Below are 18,346 nucleotides of genomic sequence, written 5' to 3'. Positions count from 1 at the left end.
GTCTGCCCTCGGGCGCCGCGTTACGCGCCAGCATGCGCCGGTCCCTGCGGAGACCTATGCGCCGGTCCCTGCGCCGACCCATGCGCCCACCCCTCCGCCACGTGATCCACGCCGCGCTTACGCGTCCGCATCGCTCACCCCGTGCGCCCGGCCACCGCGGCCGGTCTGACCCCGATGCAGGTTCAATGCGGTGTTGATGATGCCAATGTGGCTGAATGCCTGCGGAAAGTTGCCGAGCATGCGGCCGGCCTTGGGTTCCCACTGTTCCGCCAGAAGGCCGACGTCGTTGCACAAACCGACCAAGCGTTCGAACAGCGCCAGCGCGTCATCACGCCGTCCCATCATCACGTAGACATCGGCCAGCCAGAACGAGCAGACCAGAAAGGTGCCTTCGCCCGGCGGCAGGCCGTCGGCGCCGCTGTCAGACGCGTAGCGCTGCACGAAGCCGTCGCACATCAAGGTGGATTCGATCGCGTCCACGGTCCGCACGATGCGCGGGTCGTCGGCAGGCAGAAAGCCGGTCAACACCAGTTGCAGCAAGCTGGCATCCAGTTCGCGCGACCCGTAGGACTGGACGAAGCAACCCAGTTCGATGTTGTAGCCTTCACGGCAAACGTCGGCATGGATCTGGTCGGCCGTGGCGCGGCAGCGCGCGCGCCACAAGGCATCGTCTTTGCCCGAGTCCTTGCCTGCGCCCTTGGCTGCATCTTTGCCTGCGCCCTTGCCTGCGTCCGCGGGCCAGTCGGTCGTGCCGTCGGGCGCCTGCGCCAGGCGGTCAAACGCCACCCACGCCATCACCTTGGAATGCGTGAAGTGGCGCGGCTCGCCCCGGATTTCCCAGATGCCGCGATCCTTGCCTTGCCATGCCTTTTCCAGGAAGGGCACCATCACCTGCGCAATGGCTGCGCTGCGACGATGGCGAGGCAGCCCGCCCCGCAGGGCCTGCATCATCGCGTCGGTGACTTCGCCGTAGATATCCAGCTGGGTCTGCGTGGCCGCTTCGTTGCCGATGCGTACCGGGCGCGAACCTTCATAGCCGTTCAGCCACGCCAATTCCTGTTCGGGCAGCCGCCGCTCGCCTCCGAGGCCATACATGATCTGCATCTGTTCCGGATTGCCCGCCACGGACCGCAGCAGCCATTCACGCCATGCGCCGGCCTCTTCGAAGTATCCGAGGTTCATGAAGGCATACAGCGTCATGGTCGCATCGCGCAGCCAGCAGTACCGGTAATCCCAGTTGCGCTCGCTGCCGATGCATTCCGGCAAGGACGTCGTCGGCGCGGCGACGATGCCACCCGTCGGGCCGTAGGTCAGGGCCTTCAACGTCACCAGCGAGCGTTTGACTGCCGCGCTCCACGGTCCCACCTCGGGACAGCGGCTGGCAAACGCATCCCACCAGGCTTGCGTGCGCGTCAGCTCGGCCACGGCATCGAACGCTGGGTGCAAGGGTTCATTTGACGGCTGGTGCGACAGCACGAACACGACCCGATCGCCCGGGCCAACGTCGAACTGGCTGCCGGTGTGGTGATCCTGCGGCACCAGCGGCGCGTCGGTGCGCAGCACCAGCATGTCGGGCCCGGCGACCGCCGTCAGCGTATGAGCATCGGCCTTCTCGACCCAGGGCACTGCGCTGCCGTAGTCGAAACGCATGACCAGGTCCATCTCGAACGGTACCTTGCCCGAGACGCCATCAACAATGCGCACAATGCTCGATGTGGTATTGCCATGGGGCATGAAGTCGGTGATGCAGGCCTCGCCCTTGTCCGTGACATAACGCGTCTGCAGCACCATCGTGCCGTCGATGTATTGGCGCTCGACACGGTGCACCGGCGCCGCCGGTGCGATCTTCCAGCAGCCGTTTTCGACGTCGCCCAGCAGCGCGGCGAAACACGCGGGCGCATCGAAGCGCGGCACGCAGAACCAGTCGATGGACCCGTCGCGCGACACCAGGGCGGCAGTCAGCGTGTCGCCGAGCAAGGCGTAGTCCTCGATCCGCGCGGTCGTGCTCCGCCCGGTCATTCCCCGCGCGGTCATTCTCCAGGCCGTCCTTCCTCGCGCCGTCCTTCCTCGCGGTGTTCTTCCCCGCGCAGTCTTTCGACCGGCGCCGCGCTTTTATCCAGGTACCAGACAAGTTCGCCATCGGCATGCACCCGGGCCGCCGGCAAGGCCCTGTCCCCGGCGAATACCCGCGTCAGCGTGGACTGCTTGGCGGCACCTTCCACCATGAAGAGCACCGTGCGGGCGCTGGCCAGCGCCGGATAGGTCAAGGTGATGCGCGTCTCGGGCTTTTGATCCCGGACCGCAACCACCCAGGCCGATGCTTCATCCAGTTGCGGCGCGCCTGGAAACAGTGACGCGGTGTGCCCGTCGTCGCCCATGCCGAGCAGGTTCACGTCGAACAGCGGCCGAGCGGGGTCCAGCGTCGCTGCCCCGTAATAGTCCTGCAAAGTACGCTGATACGCCGCAGCCGCGGCTTCCGGCTCGCCGTCAGTGGGCATGGCGTGCACGTTGGCGGCTGGAATGGGCACGTGCGAGAGCAGCGTCTCGCGCGCCATTCGGGCGTTGTTGTCGGGGTGGTCGGCAGGAACGAACCGTTCATCTCCCCAGAACACATGAACGCGGTCCCAGGGAATCTGGCGCGCGATCCCCGGCGTTGCAAGCAGGGCATACAGCGGCTTCGGCGTGGACCCGCCTGACAGCGCGATCGCAAAGCGGCCTTGCGTCTGCGCGATGCGTTCGACGAGCCAGGCCGCGCAGGCGTCGGCCATCTGGCGACGATCATCGAAGATCTTGGTAAGGGGAAGTGCCATGGCTTTCCTGGATGCTGACGATCAAATGTTTTGTGATGGCGCCGGCTGTCACGCCGGCGTGGCGCCGATGGGCTTGTCGGGCACCGTCCCGGTTTGCAGGTCAGGCCTGGACGCGGCGCCCAGCACGTAGCGGTGAATCGCCACAGCCACCCCATCGTCGCTATTGCTTGCCGTGACGACATCCGCCTGCGCTTGTACGCGCGCCTCGCCCTGCCCCATGGCCATCGCCCAGCCCGCCTTGCCGAACATCGGCACGTCGTTGTCGGCATCGCCGATCACGGCCACGTGCGCCATGTCCACGCCGATCAGCTTTGCCAGCGCCACGACGGCGTTGCCCTTGTTGGCCTGGGGCGCCGTCAAGTCCAGATAGTAGGGCTGCGACCGGACGGCGGTGGCGCGCTCTGCCAGTTGCGCCGCCAGCGTCTGCTCCAGTTGCGCCAGCAAGGCGTGATCATCGCTGGCGCCCACCATCTTGTCGACCCGGTCCAGATAGGGCGTGAAGTCGTCGACCCGGGTCGGACCATAGCCCAGGGTCATGGCCTCCTTGTCTACGAGACGCCCGCTGTCCTTGAGCACCAGCCACAGGTCGTCGGCAAATACCCACGTGTCGACGCCGTGCGCCGTCAGGACGTCGACCGCCTCACGCGCCGCGTCGGCCGGGATCCGGTGCGTGACCGCGGCCGTGCCGTCCGCATGCAGCACCACACCGCCATTGAACGCGGCGTAGGGCAAGGACACTTGCAGCGTCTGCAGCACGGACGCCATGCCCCGCGGTGGCCGGCTGCTGACCAGCGTAAATGCCACGCCTGCGTCACGCAGGGCGGCCACGGCGGCGATGTTGGCGTCGCTCAGGGACTTGTCGGGACGCACCAGCGTGCCATCTACGTCAGAGATCAGCAAGGCGATCGCAGGGAGCTGGCGGGCGCCCACCCCTGACGCGGTCATGCGAGCGAATGCCAGCTGCGGCCATCGCGGCCCAGCAGGTCATCGGCCGCCGTCGGGCCATCCTTGCCTGCGGTATAGGGCTCAACCGTGCCGCCCCCTGCCCAGGCATCCAGGAAGGGCTGTACGGCCGCCCAGCCGTTCTCGATGTTGTCGGCACGCTGGAACAGCGTCTGATCGCCGATCAGGCAGTCGTAGATCAACGTTTCATAGCCAGTGGATGGCTGCATTTCGAACACGTCGGCGTACGAAAAGCCAAGCTGCACGGTTTCCATTTCGACGGTCGGCCCAGGGCGCTTGGCCTGGATCGCCAGCCACATGCCTTCGTCAGGCTGGATCTGGATGACCAGGTTGTTCGGCATCATGCGGTCGATGCCCAGGTTGCGAAACTGCGCGTACGGCGCCGGCTTGAAATAGATGACGATCTCGGTGTCGCGCACGCTCATGCGTTTGCCGGTGCGCAGGTAGAACGGCACACCCGCCCAACGCCAGTTGTCGACCATCACTTTCAGGGCGACATAGGTCTCGGTGTTGCTGGAACGCGCCACGCGGGGCTCCGACCGATAGCCGGGCACCTTCTCGCCGTTGACCGTGCCGGCGCGATATTGCCCACGCACGGAATTGGCGCGTGCCTGTGCCGGCGTGGGCGGACGGATCGCGCCGATCACCTTGGCCTTTTCCCCCCGCACGGCGTCGGCGCCAAACGCCGCGGGCGGCTCCATCGCCACCATGGCCAGCAACTGGAACAGATGGTTGGGAACCATGTCGCGCAGGGCGCCCGTGGTCTCGTAGAAACTGCCGCGATCTTCCACACCCACCGTTTCAGCGGCCGTGATCTGCACGTGGTCGATGTAGTGGTTGTTCCAGAACGACTCGAACAGCGCATTTGAAAACCGGCTGACCAGGATGTTCTGAACGGTTTCCTTGCCGAGGTAGTGGTCGATGCGGAAGATCTGCCGTTCGTCCATGACCGCCAGGATCTGCGCGTTCAGTTCGCGTGCCGACGCCAGATCGTGGCCAAACGGCTTTTCGATCACGACCCGACGAAAGTTGCCGTCGGTCTCCTTCAGCAGACCGGACTTGCCCAGGCGTTCGACCACCACGCTGAAAAAGCGGGGCGACGTGGCCAGATAGAACACGGCGTTGCCGGTGCCCGACTCGCGAATCCGCTCGGCCACGGCCTCGTAGGTCGCGTCTTCAAGGAAGTCGCCCTCGATATACGAAATGCGCTTGGCCAGCTTTTGCCACAACGCTTCGTCCAGCGGCTGGCTATCGCTTTTGGCAGCCTTCTTGGCGGCCTGCGCCCGCACGAAGTTGGCCAGCTTGTCGCGAAAGGCCGCGTCCGTCACGCTGTTGTGGTCCACCCCGACGATCCTCAGGTCGGCACCTACCAGTCCATCCCGGGTCAGGTTGTACAGCGCCGGGGTCAACAGGCGCTGCACCAGGTCGCCGTGGGCGCCGAACAGGAACAGAGTGGCGGCAGGCGCCTTGGTGGCAGAGCTTTTGGTCTTGGTCGTCTTCGGCTTCGCCATTACTGGGGCACCTCGACGTGGCCGCCAAAGCCGTAACGCATTGCAGAAAGCATGCGGTCACCGTACGTGTGTTCCTGGCGCGAGCGGAACCGGGCGAACAATGCGCTGGCAAGCACGGGGGTCGGCACGGCCTCTTCAATGGCCGCCTGGATGGTCCAGCGCCCTTCCCCGCTGTCGGACACCGCGCCGGTGTAGCGGGCGAGTTCCTGGTCCTCGGCCAGCGCACTGGCGGTCAGGTCCAGCAGCCACGACGAGATCACGCTGCCGCGCCGCCATACTTCCGCCACGTCGGCCAGGTTCAGGTCGTAGCGCTGTTCTTCGGGCAGGTGGGGCGACGCCTTCATCTTCAGAATATCGAAGCCTTCGGCATACGCCTGCATCATTCCGTACTCGATCCCGTTATGCACCATCTTCACGAAGTGGCCCGAGCCGGCCGGGCCGGTGTACAGGTAGCCCCGTTCGGACCGGTCCTCGGCCACCTTGCGGTTCGGCGTGCGAGGAATGGCGCCATAGCCCGGCGCCAACGCGTCGAACAGAGGTTCCAGCCGGTTGAAGGCTTCAGCCGTGCCGCCGATCATCATGCAATAGCCACGCTCCAGGCCCCACACCCCGCCGGACGTACCGACGTCGATGTAGTCGATGCCCTTCTTGGCGAGCCCCATCGCACGGCGGATGTCGTCCTTGTAGAAGCTGTTGCCGCCATCGATGATGGTGTCGCCGGCTTCCAGCAGGTCGGCCAGCGCGGCCACGGTCGTTTCGGTCGGGTCGCCAGCGGGCAGCATGACCCACACCGCGCGCGGCTTGGTCAACGCCGCCACCACGCCCGCCAGGTCGCTTGCGCCCGTTGCGCCATCCTTGGTCAATTCCTGCACGGTGCCGGGGTTGTGGTCGAACACGACCGTCTCGTGCCCATGACGTTGCAGCCGGCGCGCGATATTGCCGCCCATGCGGCCCAATCCGATGATTCCAAGTTGCATGAAGGTATCCCAGGAAGAAGTGGAAATCAGGCCAATGCGGTGGACACGGCGTCCGCCAACTGGGCCAGTCCGGCATCGACGTCGCCGCCGACGATGTGCACACGCAGGGTACGTCGACCGCGTTCGACCAACACTTGCAGGTCGCCCTGCGCCTGGGCGGCGATCACGACACCAAAGGTGATGCGGCGGCCAGGGATGGGAAGGTCCGTGGCGGGGTCCGCCGTGATCTGCAGGAAGACACCCGAGTTGGGCCCGCCCTTGTAGGCCTGGCCGGTCGAATGCAGGAAACGGGGGCCAAAGCCGCCGACGGTTGCACGGCCGCTGGTTTCCCGGATGGCCTTGCGAATGCGCGTCAGCACGGCTTCATGCTCCGCGTTGCGCTCGACATAGGCGAGGACAGCGGCGTAATCATGGTCCGACAGCCGTCCCAGATGGGCCGCAAGAATGCCCCCTGCAGTGCCATCGGCCTTGAGCGACGCATCGCCATAGAAGGCCAGCGAGCCATCAGTGGCCAGCGGCGTGGCGTCGCCCAGCGATCCGCTTTGTTCGAACGCGTCGGTCAGCGCGCGCGTCTTGATCTTGCTGGCCTCGACGTCGGGCTGATCGAAGGGGTCGATGCCGATCACCGCGCCGGCAATCGCCGTCGCCACTTCCCAGCGGAAGAATTCCTGGCCGATCAGCTCGGGACGCGCCAGCGTGATGCGCACCACCGGATGGCCGGCTGCGGCCAGCGCATCGACCTTGGCATCCAGGTCCGCCGTGTCGTCGCCCGCCACACGCAGATACGCAAACATACGGTCGTTGCCATATTCGTCGGGCGGCGCCAGGGGTTCGCCGTCCACCGGAATGACGCCTTTGCCTTCCTTGCCGGTCGACTCCGCCAGCAACTGCTCCAGCCAGGAGCCGATGCTTTCGATGCCGGGCGATGCAACGATGGTGAGCTTGTCGCGCCCCGCCTTGACCGATTCACCGATCACGACCCCCAGTTGCACACCCGGGTTGGCGGCCGGCGGCGCGCTTGGACCGCAGGCGCGCACCATGGCCTGCGTATCGGCAAAGAACCGTTCTACGTCATGGCCGGCGATCCCGAAAGGAACGATGCCGAACACGGACAGCACCGAATACCGCCCGCCAATCGTGGCATCGCCATGGAAGATGGCCCGGTAGCCATCGGCCTTCGCCAGCGCTTCGAGCTTGGATCCCGGGTCTGTCACGGCCACGAATTGCTTGCCATTGCGGCCTGCCTGCTCGTAGAAATACGCCGCCAGGATTTCCGGTTCCAGGGTCGAACCCGACTTGCTGGAAACGATGAACAGCGTTTTTTCAATGTCGATCTTCGACTGGACGGTGCGAATCTGCGCCGGATCGGTCGAGTCGAGCACGTGCAGCTCGGCGCCGCCCTGGCACCCCAGCGTGCGCGCAAGCACTTCCGGGCCCAGGCTCGATCCGCCCATGCCCAGGAGCACGGCGTGACGCAAGCCGTCGCGCTGGACATCGTCGGCCAACGCGCGCACGGCGGCGGCGTCCACCTGCTTGCCCTTGGCCGCCGCGAACCACCCCTGCCACTGGGCTTCGTCGGTATTGGTCCACAGGGTCGCATCGCCTTGCCACATCCGCCGCGTCCAACCCTCGCGCGCCGCACGCGCCAGGGTGGCTTCGACCGACTTCTGCAGGGATTCGGGAAGTTGCAGCGTCGCCGCGTTCAATGCATCACCCAGGAAGGCGACGCGTTTGCCGGCCACCCCCGCAAGCAGCGCATCGGCGGCGTCCGAAAACTGTTGGGCGCCGTCTTCCACCAGCGCGGCGGTGATGCCTGGCAAGTCAAGCCCAAAACGGTCGACGTCGGCCAGGACCCGACGCGCGGCGTCGATATCGGTGTCGATCGTCCGTGCCACCTTGCCATGATCGCGGAACGCGTCCATGGTCTTTGGCGGCATGGTATTGACCGTGTCCGGACCGACCAGGGTATCGACGTACAGCGTGTCGGGGTAGTCGGGGTTCTTGACGCCCGTCGACGCCCACAACAGCCGCTGCGGCGCCGCGCCCTTGGCTTCTAGGGCTTGCCAGCGCGCGCTTTGCATCAGTTCCAGGTAGTGCTGGTACGCCACTTTCGCGTTGGCGATGGCGACCTTGCCTTTCAGCGCCTTGAGCGCGTCGGCATCCTTGTCGCCCTCGGCCAGGCGCTTGTCGATCTTTTTGTCGATCTGCGCGTCAATCCGGCTCACGAAGAAGCTGGACACGCTGGCAATCCCGCGTACCGGTTTGCCCGCGGCCGCGCGCGCTTCCAGTCCCGCCACATAGGCTTCGGCCACCGCCAGGTAGGAATCGACCGAAAACAGCAGGGTTACGTTGACGTTGATGCCATCTTCGATCAGCGCGCGGATCGCCGGTGCGCCGGCTTCGGTGCCAGGCACCTTGACCATCAGGTTGGGCCGGTCCACCGCCGCCCACAACCGCCGGCCTTCCTCGAGCGTGTCCTGGGTGTTCATCGCCAGGTACGGCGAGACTTCCAGACTGACATAGCCGTCCAGGCCATCCATGCGGTCGTAGACCGGCCGCAGAATGTCGGCTGCCGCGCGAATATCTGCTACCGCCAGATGTTCATAGACGTCGACCACGTCTGCATCCGACTGTTTCAGGAACGCGTGCAGGCTGTCGTCGTACGCCGTGCCCTCCCCCATGGCCTTCTCGAAAATCGACGGGTTGGAAGTCACGCCGGTCAGGCCGTCTTCGCGCACCAGTTTTTCCAGGCCGCCTTCCTTCAGGAAATCGCGGCTGACGAAGTCCAGCCAGACCGCCTGGCCCGCCGTGCCAAGCTCGGTCAAGGGATTGCTCATTCGGAACTCCTTAGTGCGATCTGCTCGTGCGCCAGCTTGACCAGGTTGTCGAGCGTGAAGCCGTACTTGGCCTGCAGCTTGCTGATCGGCGCCGACGCGCCAAAGCTGTTCATGACCAGTTTCGCGCCCTTCATGCCCACATACCGTTCCCAGCCCATCGGTCCGGCCTGTTCAACCGCGACCCGCGCCAGCACGTCCGGAGGCAACACCTCGTCGCGATAGGCCTCGTCCTGCAGCTCGAACAGCTCCCAGCTGGGCATCGATACCACACGGGCACGGACGCCGTCGTTCTGGAGCGCTTCATAGGCCTGCAAACACAGCGACACTTCGCTGCCAGTGCCGATCAGGATCACCTCGGGCGCGCCGCCTTCGGCGTCGGCAAGCACATAGGCGCCCCTGGCCAGGCCGCTGGCTGCCGCGTACCGGGTGCGATCCACCGTCGGCAGGGCCTGGCGCGACAGCACGATGGACGACGGCCGGTCGCTTTGCGACAGGGCCAGCTTCCAGGCTTCTGCCGTCTCGTTCGCGTCGGCCGGACGAAGCGTCGTCATGCCGGGAATGCCGCGCAACTGCGCAAGCTGCTCGATCGGCTGGTGAGTCGGGCCATCTTCGCCCACCCCGATCGAATCGTGGGTGAAGACGAAGATCACGGGCAGTTCCATGATCGCGGCCAGGCGCAGCGGCGGCTTCATGTAGTCGCTGAAGACCATGAAGGTTGCGGTATAGGGCCGCAGATAGCACAGCGCCATGCCGTTGGCGATCGCGCCCATGGCATGCTCGCGAATCCCGAAGTGCACGTTGCGCCCGGCATAGTCCTGCGCCGAGAAGCTGCCCGCGCCTTCAAAATTGAGTTTCGTCTTGGTCGACGGCGCCAGATCGGCTGCACCGCCCAGCAGCCAGGGCACCTTGGCGGCGAACGCATTCAATACCTTGCCACCCGCATCGCGCGACGCCATGCCTTTGGCATCGGCGTCGAACGATGGCACGGCGGCATCCCAGCCATCGGGCATCTTGCCACGACGCATGAGATGCAATTCGGCGATCTTTTCCGGCTCGGCTTCCTGCGCCTTGTCCAGCGCGGTTTCCCAGGCTTGAAAGTCGGGGGCGACGCGGGCGGTCATCACGTCCCGCAGATGGTCGCGGACGTCGTCGGGGACCAGAAAGTTGGCGTCTTCTGGCCAGCCGTAGGCGCGCTTGGTCAGCTTGATTTCTTCGGCGCCCAGGGGTTCCCCATGGGCCGCGGCCGTGTTGTGCTTGTTTGGCGACCCATAGCCGATCACGCTGTCCACCACGATCAGCGTGGGCTTGTCGGTCGTGGCCTTGAAGGTGCGCAAGGCCTCGGCAATCGCCGCCGTATCGTTGGCGTCGGCCACATGCAGCGTGTTCCAGCCATAACCGCGAAACCGTTCGGCCACGTTCTCGCTGAACGCAAGTTCGGTGTGCCCTTCGATGCTGATCGTGTTGTTGTCATACAGCCAGCAGAGGTTGGCCAGCTTCAGGTGGCCCGCCATCGAGGCGGCCTCGCCCGAAATGCCTTCCATCATGTCGCCATCACCGCACAGGACATACACGTCGTAGTCGAACAAGGGCGTGTCGCCCGCGTTGAAGCGGTCGCCCAGCCAGCACGCAGCCATGGCCATGCCGACGCTGTTGGCGCAGCCCTGGCCCAGCGGACCGGTGGTGGTTTCCACACCCGTGGTCATGCGGTATTCGGGGTGTCCGGGCGTGCGCGAATCCATCTGCCGGAACTGCTTGATGTCATCGATGCTGACGGCCGGCTGGCCGGTGCGATTGCCTTCGGCGTCGATCTCGACCACGCCGGACAGATGCAGCAGGCCATACAGCAACATCGAGGCGTGGCCGACCGACAGCACGAAACGATCGCGGTTGGGCCAGTCGGGGTGTTCGGGATGGAAGCGCAGAAAGTCGCGCCAGAGGGTGTAGCCCACCGGGGCCAGCGCCATCGGGGTGCCAGGGTGGCCCGAGTTGGCCTGCTGGACGGCGTCCATGGCAAGGGTGCGGATCGTGTCGATCGCGAGCGTGTCGGCTCCCGAGGGAGCAGCGCCCGACGGAATCGTCGAGGCCAATGCTGGGGAAGTGCCCATAGTTCTCGCTCCTGGTTGTGCAAGGCGGATGTTGCACGGCAGCAAGAACCGCGCCCATAGCGCCCCAGTCAGGACACCGCCAGGATGGACGATGCCCGATGCTCTAGGTGGACTGACCGATCCGGGTGAAGTTCGGCCGCGATTGTCACCAAGCGCGAGCCATTTTCATTTTTCGGACCTGCAGTCTGCCCCATAGAGCCTTGCTGCATCGGCATCTTCTGCCGATGAGCTGCCCGTTTTACTCGCGTGAGGTTTCAGCATGCTGTCAGTCGGGACCGGCATGTCAACTGGCACGGTCATGTTCAAGACGCTGCTGCAGGTCCAGCGCATTGGGCACGGCCTCGCCCTGCGCGGTGTTGTCGAACACGACCCATGCGGTCTGCCCCTGCTGCACCGACTGGCGCACGGCGTCGGCCTCTGCGTCGAGCACCTCGTCAGGATACGCCGACCGGTACAACACGGGGGACCCATGCAGCCGCACATAGGTCATTTCTGTCCCACCCACTGGCGGCGCAATGCCGACCGGATTGGGATCGGCCCGTACGAAGGTCACCCCGTACGACGCCATGATCTTGGCCGCGGCATCGGTGAACCAGGTGGGATGGCGCGGCTCGCAGGCCAGCGCCACGTCGGTGGCCTGCCGCATGCACGCAAAAAAGGCCGAGGTCACGTCTTCGGCAAACGCGAGCGAGGGCGGCAACTGCACCAGCAGGCAGCCAAGCTTGTGCTGAAGCGCGTGCACGCCTTGCAGGTAGTCGTCCAATAAGGTTTCGATGCCCAGCAGCCGCTGGTCATGCGTGATCGTACGCGGCAGCTTGACCGCAAACCGGAAGTCGTCGGGCACGGCGTCACGCCAGCGCGCATAGGTGGCTTCGCGATGCGGGCGATAGAATGAGGTGTCGATTTCCACCGAATTGAAGACCCGTGCGTAACGCTCGAGATGGCTGCCCTCGCCGGGAAAGCGGTCGGCAACCCGTGATGACAGGCTCCAGCCCGCGCACCCGATGCGCACCGCCCCGTCAGGACGCGATCCGGCCGGCGCGGCGCCTTTGCCGGACGACCCGTTGGCATCCCCCTGTACTCCGTCTTGTTTTCGCATATCAGTGCCTACTCACCTGTCAGTCCTGACAGGTCGGCAAGCTGCATGCCCAATCCTGCCACCTACAATCGGCGATGGCCAACATCAAGGTGCCGGACGGCATCGATGCGCCAGTGTTCTTGCCCTGGACAAGCTCGCGCCAGGCGCCGACCGGGCCTTATCTGACCTTTGTGAGTGTCGGCATGCCAGACAGAATTCTCGCGCTTCCCCCAAGCCAACGCGCAGCCCTTTCCGACGCGGACCGGTTCCAGGCCTATTCGACCGCGATCCTGCGTCCGCACGTTGTTGCGATGATGGTCCTGTCCATCATCGGGCTGGGGGTGTTCGCGACCGTGTTTCCGCAGCCGGCCGCGATCGATGCCATGTTGCCCCGCATGACGATCCTTTCGGCGCTTGCCTTGGTCGCCTACGTCTGTGCGCGTACGCCGAGCTATCGTGGATTCGTCGCTTGCAAGGTGGTGTATGTGACCGCCTACAGCCTGGCCCTGCGGGCGTACCTGTCTGGCGAACTGGCCCACGACCTGTGGAATCTTGCCTTGTGCTGCACGATGTTGGTCGTGATTGCGCCGCTGATGCAGACGCGTCGGGAATGCGCGTTCAACATGGCGGCGGTGTGGTTGATTCTGACGCCCATCGACGGCATGCCAGAGACCGCGACGGGCACGGAGGCGGGCATCCTGGTCATATCCGCCAGTGTCATGGTGTGCGGCATCCTGAGCTATCGGGCGTCTGCCGCGCAGCGCGCGCAGACTTTCCAGCGTGCAGAACAACTCGCCAATTTCGCGTTTGCCGACCCGCTGACCCTGCTGCCCAACCGCCGCGCCTTTCTGATGCACGCGCCGGAATTCCTGCGCGGGCTGCCGCGGCCGGGCATGGCGGCGGCCGTCATGATGCTGGATGTCGACGACTTCAAGCAGGTCAACGACACCTTCGGCCACGACGCGGGCGATCAGGCCTTGTGCGCGATCGCCAGCGTGCTGGCCGACCTGGGCAAGGACCAGCTCGTTGCCCGGTGGGGCGGAGAGGAATTTGTGGTGCTTGCGCGCACGGATTCAACAGCCGGCTTGAACTGGTTCGCGGAACAGGTGCGACGGTCCGTCAATACCTTGCGGCTGCCGCATGGTCCCCTGTCGGTCAGCATCGGCATGGCCGATGTGACCCCGGGAGAAAGCCTGAGCGACCTGTTGATACGGGCCGACAAGGCCTTGTACACGGCCAAGCACCAGGGCAAGAACCGGGTGGCGCGGGCCGCGTAAGGCACAGCGGCGATGCAGCGGTGATGCAGCCGACCGTGCAGCCGCGTGTGCAGTGACAGCTGCCGGCGCCCGCAAGGACCGCCGGTTTCAGCACACCTTACTGCAGGAACGACGGCTTGGCGTAGCCCGGGAAGTTCTTGTCGACCACGGCCTTGAAGTCAGGCGACTTGTAGGCGTCGGCAATGTCCTTGGCCCACTGCGTGTCCTTGTCGGCGCGCTTGACGGCGACAACGTTCAGGTAATAGTCGGGCGTCTTTTCCAGGACCACGGCTTCAGTCAGCTTCAGGCCCGACGACACGGCAAAGTTGCCCGTGATGATGGCGTAGTCGACGTCACCCAGCGATCGCGGCAGTTGCGCGGCTTCCAGCGGCACGAATTTGAGCTTGCGCGGGTTGCTGTCGATGTCCTTTTCCGAGGCGCGCAGCGGGTCCACACCGGCCTTCATCGTCACCAGCTTGTTCTGTTGCAGCAGAAGCAGCGCGCGGGCCAGGTTGGCCGGATCGTTGGGGATCGAGAAGCGGTCGCCGTCCTTCACTTCATTCAGCGACTTGCGCTTGCTCGAATACGCGCCCAGCGGGGCGATCGGGCCCTGGACGATCTCGACCAGGTCCAGCTTCTGGTCGGCGGCAAACTTCTGCAGATAGACACGATGCTGGAAGAAGTTGGCGTCGAGCGAGCCCTGGGCCAGCGCCTGGTTCGGCTGCACGTAGTCGTTGAATTCGACCAGCTTGACCTTGTAGCCCTTCTTTTGCAGCAACGGCACGATGCCCAGTTTCCACTGGTCGCTGTTCGACCCGGCAGTCACCCCCACGACCAGGTCCTTCTTGTCGGTCTGCGCGTGCGCGCCGACGGCGACGGTGCCCAACGAGGCGGCCAGGACGGACAACAACAGCTTGCGACGGACGGTAAACATAAAGAGTGTCTCGATAGAAAGAAGAATCAAAAAAACGGTAGTGCGAAGACGCGTGCGGCGGGCGCCAGGCTCAACGCTTGTCCAGTCGCCGTGCAATGCCATTGCCGGCGAATTGGATGATCTGCACCAGCACCAGCAGCAGCGCCACCGTCAGGATCATGACGTCGGACTGGAAACGATAGTAGCCGTAGCGGATCGCGATATCGCCAATCCCGCCCCCGCCCACCACCCCCGCAATCGCCGAGTACGACAGGAAGCTGACGGCCAGCACGGTCAGCGCCAGCACGAGTCCGGACCGCGCTTCGACGATCAGCACCCGCCAGACGATCTGCAGTTCGGAGGCGCCCATGGCGTGGGCCGCCTCGATCACGCCACGCGGCACGTCGCGCAGGCATTGCTCCACCAGCCGCGCAAAGTAGGCGATGGCCGCGATCGACAGCGGCACGGCCGCCGCGACCGGCCCGATCGATGTGCCCGCAATGATGCGCGTGAACGGCACCAGCGCCACCAGCAGAATGATGAACGGAAAGGACCGGACGGTATTGATGATCCAGTTCAAGACCACGAACACGAAACGGTTGGCCAGCGACTGGCCGGGGCTGAGCAGGAACAGCAGGATGCCCAGCGGGCCGCCGATCAGAATGGCGGCGCTCAGCCCGATGCCCAGCATGAGGAAGGTCTGCCCGATGGCGACCCACAGCTCGGGCAGGATGGCGGCGATGTTTTCAGACACGGGGCGGCTCCAGTTCGGTATCGACCGCAAGGTCGTTGGCGTCGAGGCGGCCGTGCGCATGTGCGGCGGCGCCATCCCCCTCATCCGGGTCGATCGCCCGCGCCTTGCGCAAGGCCCCCAGTTCGCGGCCGAGCTGGGTGCGACGCGGCGTATCGGGCGGATCGCTCAAGGCGAATTGCTCGACGACCTTGCCTTCTTCCACCACGGCTACCTGGGTGCACAGGGCGCGCACCACCGACAGTTCATGGGTCACGATCACGATCGTCACGCCCAGCTTGGCGTTGATGTCGCGCAGCGTGGCCAGCACGGCGCGCGTCGTTTCGGGGTCCAGCGCCGAGGTGGGCTCGTCACACAGCAGGACGGCCGGGCGCGGCGCCAGCGCGCGGGCGATTGCGACGCGCTGCTTCTGTCCGCCGGACAACTGTGCCGGGTAGCTGTCGGCCTTTTCGGACAACCCCACGATATCCAGGCACTCGCGCACGCGCCTGGCCACGGCGTCCTTGTCTCGCACGCCATGAATCTTGAGCGGAAAGGCGACGTTGTCGAACACCGTGGCGTTCTGCAGCAGGTTGAACTGCTGGAAGATCATGCCGATGGTCTGGCGCATGTCGCGCAGCGCGCGCTTGGACAGCCGGGTCAGGTCGTCCTCGCCCACGTACACGGCGCCGCTGTCGGGACGCTCCAGCAGGTTGATCAGGCGCATCAGCGTCGATTTGCCCGCACCGCTCTTGCCGACCAGGCCGAAGACCTCGCCGCGCGCGATGGACAGGGACACGTCATCGACGGCCTGGAACACCTGCTTGCCTGGAAGGACGAAGGATTTGCTGACCGATTGCAGTCGGATGAGCGGCGCGCCTGGCGCAGCCGCCCGCACGTCATCACCCATGGCGGCGGGCCACCGTGGCGAAACGACGAGTCGAAGGTACGACGAAAAGGGCCGCAGTCAACTGCTGCGGCCCTGGAAACGTGGAACGATCCAAATGGAATAAAGACATGCTGCCAGTATCAATAAAAATGCTAAATCCGGGAAATAATAAGAAGTGGTTTTCATATTCCCCCTGCAATATAAGCGCGCAGCGGTGTCCCGGGCAAGGTCAGGCGGCCGGTTGGATCAACGTCGACGGCTTGAAAGGCTTGCTGACATAAGGGGATCCGCGCTCTCCGAAACGCCACGGCAGGTCCATCGCTTTCGAAATCCCGATGCGCGGGCCGGTGACGACATCCACCGGGTCGACTGGCGCAAGCAGCGAGAACGGCGGCGCAAAAACGGATAGCCCGTAGTGGTCCTGGGTGATGCCCAGTGCCTGCGTGAGCCGCCCGGGGCCGGCACAAAGCAGCCGATCGTTGGTCATGCCACGGCGCTCGCGCATGATCTCGACGCCGACCGTGGGCTCCAGCGCGCGGATCAGGACCCCGGCGCCGTGGCCGTCTTCGCGGCACACGATGTTGAAGCACCAGTGCAGGCCGTAGGACCGGTAGATATAGGCGTGCCCGGGCGGCCCGAACATGGCGGCGTTGCGGCCGCTTGGCCCGCCAAAGGTATGGGACGCCGGGTCATCACGATCGTAGGCTTCGGTCTCGACAATGCGCCCGCCCACACCGTCCACCAGCACGGTGCAGCCGATCAGCGCGCGGGCGACCGTGGGCGCATCGGCTGACAGGTCGATCCAAAAGCCGGCGGAGGGAGCCGACGCGGCAGGGGCGGCGGTTGAAACGGAGCGGGACATGGCAACAACACCTTTCGGAACAGTTCCTGGTGGGGCAGCCTGCCATTCTGCCTTCCCGCAGCCGGCCACTCGCCCTAGCAGCCGCATAGTTAAACAGAATGTTTAACATTGGCTGCCCCGCTTCGCGCTACAACGGGTCAGCTCATCGGCAGGCCCCCGCCCTGCCCCATCCCTCCCGCATTTGCCCAATCCGAGGATTCATCATGCTGACCTTCCGCCATGCCGCTCTTTTCGTTGCCTGCCTGACCGCCGCCGGCTCCGCCCTGGCCCAGGCGCCCGCCATGACCCGCGTGCCGGGCGAAGTCGTTGCCGCCACGGCGACCACGCTGACCGTCAAGCACACAAGCGGCGAGACCGTCGAGATCATGGCGCCCGCCAACACGCCTGTCGTGGCCATGAAGCCGCTGACCCGTGCCGACATCAAGACCGGTTCCTTTGTGGGAGTGGGCGCCAGGAAAGATGCCGACGGCAAGCAGACCGCCATGCAAGTCGTCGTGTTTCCGGAATCGGCCCGCGGCACCGGCGAAGGCCATCGTGAATGGAACCGCGGCGCGGACAGCACCATGACCAACGCCAATGTCGATGCCGTGGTCGACAGCAAGAATGGCAACGACGTGAAGCTGTCCTACAAGGGGGGATCGCAGACGATCACCGTGCCGGCCGATGCCAAGGTATTGACCTGGGTGCCGGGCACGCGCGCCGATGTCACGGCGGGCAAGAAAGTGGTGGTGAACGCCACCATGACGGACGGCAAGCCGACGGCCAGCCGCATCATGGTCGAGAAGGACGGCGCCCTGCCTCCAATGTAAGGAAGGAGCGGCGCGGCGGCTGCCTGCGCCCCGCCGGGTCCCTAGATCTCTTCGGGCGGCGGGATCAGCGCGTACATGGCGCCGTCGCACGGCCGGCCGTTGAACCAGAGCCGGTTGCGGGCCACGCATTCGAAGCTCGCGCCGGACTTCTCGGCCACGCGCCGGCTGGCCACGTTGTCGACCTGGGCAAGAATTTCCAGCCGTGTCAGGCCCAATTCCTTGAACCCATAGGCGGTGATCACCCGCACCGCTTCGCTCGCCAGTCCCTGGCGCTGCCGGCTGGCGCGTATCCAGTAGCCGATGTTGCCGAAGTTGTGTTCGCGATTGATCTGGTTGATCGAGATGCCGCCCAGCAAGGTCTTGCCATCCGACGTGAAGATGCCGAATTCATAGCTGGTTTCCGACTGCAGATTGTCGGCGCACAGCGTAAACCATTCGCGCGCTTCGTCGGTCGTGTAGTCGGCATGGCACCAGGGCATCCAGGCCATGAGCGACGACACGGATTCGAAAACCGCCTGGGCAAACGCGTCGGCGTCGGCCTGGCGAAAGGGGCGGATGCAGAGTCTGGCGGAGTCTAATGGCAACATCGGAAAGGCGGTCCTTGGG

General features: G+C 65.2%; 15 protein-coding genes. 2 read left to right on the top strand and 13 right to left on the bottom strand.

What is annotated here, in order from left to right; translation table 11 throughout:
* Positions 1–117: 117 nt before the first annotated feature.
* The 8 genes from IE116_RS03685 to IE116_RS03650 all read right to left on the bottom strand — a co-directional run bounded on the left by IE116_RS03685 (position 118) and on the right by IE116_RS03650 (position 12,302).
* Positions 118–2,019: a glycoside hydrolase family 15 protein gene (locus tag IE116_RS03685; protein WP_189609865.1), complete on the bottom strand. Its 1,902-nt coding sequence runs from the start codon at positions 2,017–2,019 to the stop codon at positions 118–120.
* An 11-nt stretch (positions 2,020–2,030) separates the two neighbouring features.
* The gene (gene pgl / locus IE116_RS03680) at positions 2,031–2,810 is read right to left on the bottom strand and encodes a 6-phosphogluconolactonase (protein ID WP_189609864.1); all 780 of its coding nucleotides are present in this window, start codon (positions 2,808–2,810) and stop codon (positions 2,031–2,033) included.
* A gap of 48 nt (positions 2,811–2,858) precedes the next feature.
* Positions 2,859–3,755 (bottom strand): HAD family hydrolase, encoded by an 897-nt coding sequence (locus IE116_RS03675; protein ID WP_189609863.1) that lies wholly within the window; start codon positions 3,753–3,755, stop codon positions 2,859–2,861.
* Entirely contained in the window at positions 3,752–5,284 is a 1,533-nt protein-coding gene (zwf, locus tag IE116_RS03670; RefSeq protein ID WP_189609860.1) for a glucose-6-phosphate dehydrogenase, read from the bottom strand. The genes IE116_RS03675 and zwf overlap by 4 nt, the downstream gene beginning before the upstream one ends.
* Complete coding sequence (gene gnd / locus IE116_RS03665; RefSeq protein WP_189609859.1) at positions 5,284–6,261, bottom strand: phosphogluconate dehydrogenase (NAD(+)-dependent, decarboxylating); 978 nt, start codon at positions 6,259–6,261, stop codon at positions 5,284–5,286. Before gnd ends, zwf begins: the two co-directional genes overlap by 1 nt.
* A 26-nt stretch (positions 6,262–6,287) precedes the next feature.
* Positions 6,288–9,098 (bottom strand): bifunctional transaldolase/phosoglucose isomerase, encoded by a 2,811-nt coding sequence (locus tag IE116_RS03660; protein ID WP_189609857.1) that lies wholly within the window; start codon positions 9,096–9,098, stop codon positions 6,288–6,290.
* Entirely contained in the window at positions 9,095–11,203 is a 2,109-nt protein-coding gene (tkt, locus tag IE116_RS03655) for a transketolase (RefSeq protein ID WP_189609855.1), read from the bottom strand. Before tkt ends, IE116_RS03660 begins: the two co-directional genes overlap by 4 nt.
* Before the next feature lie 283 nt (positions 11,204–11,486).
* The gene (locus tag IE116_RS03650) at positions 11,487–12,302 is read right to left on the bottom strand and encodes a DUF72 domain-containing protein (RefSeq protein WP_189609853.1); all 816 of its coding nucleotides are present in this window, start codon (positions 12,300–12,302) and stop codon (positions 11,487–11,489) included.
* Between the two features lie 74 nt (positions 12,303–12,376).
* Between IE116_RS03650 and IE116_RS03645 the strand changes: the two genes are divergently transcribed.
* Positions 12,377–13,558 (top strand): GGDEF domain-containing protein, encoded by a 1,182-nt coding sequence (locus IE116_RS03645; protein WP_189609851.1) that lies wholly within the window; start codon positions 12,377–12,379, stop codon positions 13,556–13,558.
* Between the two features lie 97 nt (positions 13,559–13,655).
* Here IE116_RS03645 and IE116_RS03640 read toward each other — a convergent pair whose 3' ends face one another.
* The 4 genes from IE116_RS03640 to IE116_RS03625 all read right to left on the bottom strand — a co-directional run bounded on the left by IE116_RS03640 (position 13,656) and on the right by IE116_RS03625 (position 16,931).
* Positions 13,656–14,471 (bottom strand): MetQ/NlpA family ABC transporter substrate-binding protein, encoded by an 816-nt coding sequence (locus IE116_RS03640; protein ID WP_189609850.1) that lies wholly within the window; start codon positions 14,469–14,471, stop codon positions 13,656–13,658.
* Positions 14,472–14,541: 70 nt separating this feature from the next.
* Positions 14,542–15,204, bottom strand: coding sequence for a methionine ABC transporter permease (locus IE116_RS03635; protein ID WP_189609848.1), 663 nt, complete (start codon positions 15,202–15,204; stop codon positions 14,542–14,544).
* Positions 15,197–16,090 (bottom strand): methionine ABC transporter ATP-binding protein, encoded by an 894-nt coding sequence (locus IE116_RS03630; RefSeq protein WP_189609846.1) that lies wholly within the window; start codon positions 16,088–16,090, stop codon positions 15,197–15,199. Before IE116_RS03630 ends, IE116_RS03635 begins: the two co-directional genes overlap by 8 nt.
* Before the next feature lie 208 nt (positions 16,091–16,298).
* A complete protein-coding gene (locus IE116_RS03625) occupies positions 16,299–16,931 on the bottom strand; it encodes a DNA-3-methyladenine glycosylase (protein ID WP_189609844.1) in 633 nt (210 codons plus the stop codon).
* Between the two features lie 203 nt (positions 16,932–17,134).
* Here IE116_RS03625 and IE116_RS03620 point away from each other — a divergent pair, with 203 nt between their 5' ends.
* Entirely contained in the window at positions 17,135–17,740 is a 606-nt protein-coding gene (locus IE116_RS03620) for a hypothetical protein (RefSeq protein WP_189609842.1), read from the top strand.
* Positions 17,741–17,781: 41 nt separating this feature from the next.
* Here the strand turns inward: IE116_RS03620 and IE116_RS03615 are convergent, their stop codons facing one another.
* Positions 17,782–18,327: a GNAT family N-acetyltransferase gene (locus IE116_RS03615; protein ID WP_189609841.1), complete on the bottom strand. Its 546-nt coding sequence runs from the start codon at positions 18,325–18,327 to the stop codon at positions 17,782–17,784.
* Between the last annotated feature and the right edge of the window lie 19 nt (positions 18,328–18,346).

The organism is Pigmentiphaga litoralis, assembly GCF_014651835.1.
GTDB lineage: Bacteria > Pseudomonadota > Gammaproteobacteria > Burkholderiales > Burkholderiaceae_B > Pigmentiphaga > Pigmentiphaga litoralis.
This window is presented reverse-complemented; position numbering and strand designations above follow the sequence as displayed.

Excerpts from the sequence above, each read along its gene's own strand:
- zwf (WP_189609860.1), bottom strand. The coding sequence starts at position 5,284 with ATGGCGAAGCCGAAGACGACCAAGACCAAAAGCTCTGCCACCAAGGCG.
- pgl (WP_189609864.1), bottom strand. The coding sequence starts at position 2,810 with ATGGCACTTCCCCTTACCAAGATCTTCGATGATCGTCGCCAGATGGCC.
- IE116_RS03625 (WP_189609844.1), bottom strand. The coding sequence starts at position 16,931 with ATGTCCCGCTCCGTTTCAACCGCCGCCCCTGCCGCGTCGGCTCCCTCC.
- IE116_RS03640 (WP_189609850.1), bottom strand. The coding sequence starts at position 14,471 with ATGTTTACCGTCCGTCGCAAGCTGTTGTTGTCCGTCCTGGCCGCCTCG.
- IE116_RS03620 (WP_189609842.1), top strand. The coding sequence starts at position 17,135 with ATGCTGACCTTCCGCCATGCCGCTCTTTTCGTTGCCTGCCTGACCGCC.
- IE116_RS03685 (WP_189609865.1), bottom strand. The coding sequence starts at position 2,019 with ATGACCGGGCGGAGCACGACCGCGCGGATCGAGGACTACGCCTTGCTC.
- IE116_RS03650 (WP_189609853.1), bottom strand. The coding sequence starts at position 12,302 with ATGCGAAAACAAGACGGAGTACAGGGGGATGCCAACGGGTCGTCCGGC.
- IE116_RS03615 (WP_189609841.1), bottom strand. The coding sequence starts at position 18,327 with ATGTTGCCATTAGACTCCGCCAGACTCTGCATCCGCCCCTTTCGCCAG.
- IE116_RS03645 (WP_189609851.1), top strand. The coding sequence starts at position 12,377 with ATGGCCAACATCAAGGTGCCGGACGGCATCGATGCGCCAGTGTTCTTG.
- IE116_RS03675 (WP_189609863.1), bottom strand. The coding sequence starts at position 3,755 with ATGACCGCGTCAGGGGTGGGCGCCCGCCAGCTCCCTGCGATCGCCTTG.
- IE116_RS03660 (WP_189609857.1), bottom strand. The coding sequence starts at position 9,098 with ATGAGCAATCCCTTGACCGAGCTTGGCACGGCGGGCCAGGCGGTCTGG.
- tkt (WP_189609855.1), bottom strand. The coding sequence starts at position 11,203 with ATGGGCACTTCCCCAGCATTGGCCTCGACGATTCCGTCGGGCGCTGCT.
- gnd (WP_189609859.1), bottom strand. The coding sequence starts at position 6,261 with ATGCAACTTGGAATCATCGGATTGGGCCGCATGGGCGGCAATATCGCG.
- IE116_RS03630 (WP_189609846.1), bottom strand. The coding sequence starts at position 16,090 with ATGGGTGATGACGTGCGGGCGGCTGCGCCAGGCGCGCCGCTCATCCGA.